This window comes from Aquitalea sp. ASV15, from assembly GCF_016429115.1.
Taxonomy (GTDB): Bacteria; Pseudomonadota; Gammaproteobacteria; order Burkholderiales; family Chromobacteriaceae; genus Aquitalea; species Aquitalea magnusonii.
In genome coordinates this window covers 1-310 of the sequence record NZ_JAELTZ010000196.1, presented here as the reverse complement: position 1 = coordinate 310, position 310 = coordinate 1, and the positions used below count along the sequence as shown (strand labels likewise).

The 310-nt window shown below is 73.2% G+C and carries 1 protein-coding gene; it reads left to right on the top strand.

Annotated elements, in window-relative coordinates; translation table 11 throughout:
• Positions 1 to 192: 192 nt before the first annotated feature.
• The coding region (locus JHD64_RS22550; RefSeq protein ID WP_370540997.1) for a heterodisulfide reductase-related iron-sulfur binding cluster at positions 193 to 310 on the top strand (118 nt) is incomplete at its 3' end.

Below are 310 nucleotides of genomic sequence, written 5' to 3'. Positions count from 1 at the left end.
CCCCCCCCCCCCCCCCCCCCCCCCCCCCCCCCCCCCCCCCCCCCCCCCCCCCCCCCCCCCCCCCCCCCCCCCCCCCCCCCCCCCCCCCCCCCCCCCCCCCCCCCCCCTTTTTAATGATACGGCGACCCCCGAGATCTACACTGTTGTTCGTTCGTCGGCAGCGTCAGATGTGTATAAGAGACAGAGCCGGAACTGTCCACCGCCATGGGCGAAGACCGCGTGGCCCAGCATGAGGCCACCGGTGCGGAATATATCGTCGGCGCCGACCCCTCCTGTCTGATGCACATGGGCGGCATCATCCGCCATCAGG